The sequence below is a fragment of the Micromonospora sp. LOL_015 genome (assembly GCF_048060275.1).
Lineage (GTDB): Bacteria > Actinomycetota > Actinomycetes > Mycobacteriales > Micromonosporaceae > Micromonospora_E.
In genome coordinates this window covers 1-1,502 of record NZ_JBHMIO010000131.1, presented here as the reverse complement: position 1 = coordinate 1,502, position 1,502 = coordinate 1, and the positions used below count along the sequence as shown (strand labels likewise).

Below are 1,502 nucleotides of genomic sequence, written 5' to 3'. Positions count from 1 at the left end.
GGCCAAGCTTCACCGTTGGGCGGTGGCTGATCCTGGCCGCCAGTTCGACGACTTGTTCAATTTCGTGCACGATCCGGCCACGCTGATCATGGCGTTCGACCGGGTTGCCGGCAATCAGGGAGCACGAACCGCCGGCGTGGACGGCCTCGTGGTCGCCGATGTCGAAGAGCGGATCGGTGTCCCCGGTTTCCTGGACGACCTACGGGCCCAACTGAAGGCGGGCACGTTCCGGCCGCTTCCGGTGCGGGAGAGAAAGATCCCCAAGCCGGGAGGGTCGGGCAAGGTTCGGCGATTAGGGATCCCCACGATCTCCGACCGGGTCGTTCAGGCCGCGTTGAAGCTGGTGCTGGAACCGGTCTTCGAGGCCGACTTCAAGCCGGTCTCTTACGGGTTCCGGCCCAACCGGCGGGCTCAGGACGCCGTCGCTGAGATCCACTTCTTTGGGACCCGCGGCTATCGGTGGGTGCTGGATGCGGACATCCAGGCGTGCTTCGACGAGATCGAGCACGTCGCGGTGATGGACCGTGTCCGGAAGCGGATCAAGGACAAACGGGTTCTGGCCCTGGTGAAGGCGTTCCTGAAAGCGGGGGTTCTTACGGAACTCGGCGAACTCCAGGACACCCGCACCGGGACTCCGCAGGGCGGCATCATTTCGCCTCTGCTTGCCAACGTCGCGTTGTCCATGCTCGACGAGCACGGATGTGCGGCGTGGGAGTCAGGCGGGACGATGTCGACTCAGGCCCGCCGGAGGCGACGACGTCTCAAGGGATTACCGAACTGGCGGATCGTCCGTTACGCGGACGATTTCGTGGTCCTGGTCCATGGGACCGAACCGGACACCGAAATGTTGCGCGAAGAGATCACTCACGTCCTTCGGTCCATCGGTCTACGGCTGTCACCAACCGAAACCAGGGTCGTGCACATGAGTGAAGGGTTCGACTTCCTGGGGTTCCGCATCCAGTGGCGCCGCAAGCGAGGAACGAGTAAGTGGTACGTCTACACCTTCGTCGCCCAGCGGCCCTTGCGGTCGGTGAAGGCGAAGATCCGTGCCCTGACCTACAAGACGTCGCAGCAGGACTTGGAGTACGTGCTGACCAGCTTGAACATGGTCATGCACGGCTGGGCCAACTACTTCCGGCACGCCGTCGCGAAGAACACATTTGGCACGTTGGACAACTTCACCTGGTGGAGGCTGATCCGCATGCTGCGCGAACGGCATCACTGGACGTGGTCAGACGTCCGCCGCCGATTCGTCACAGCCTCCGGGCAGTGGCAGCCGATCACGGCGGGCGAGACCGAGCTGCGGAAGATCAGCGCGATCCCGGTGACCCGGTATCGCTACCGCAGCACAGCGATCCCCTCTCCCTGGCCCCTGCAACAGATTTGACGGCAGAAACCGTGGAGAGCCCGTTGCGTTGAGAGGCGCACGGCGGGTTCGGCGAGAGGTCCGGGGAGACGGGCCGGGGGCAATCCCGGCACCGCGCCCCGGGCCTACTCAGCGG

General features: G+C 64.4%; 1 protein-coding gene. It reads left to right on the top strand.

Annotated features, from left to right (window positions below; genetic code table 11):
- Positions 1-1,387 (top strand): group II intron reverse transcriptase/maturase (ltrA, locus tag ACFHWU_RS29100; protein WP_416592295.1); only part of this gene is annotated, 1,387 nt, incomplete at its 5' end.
- Between the last annotated feature and the right edge of the window lie 115 nt (positions 1,388-1,502).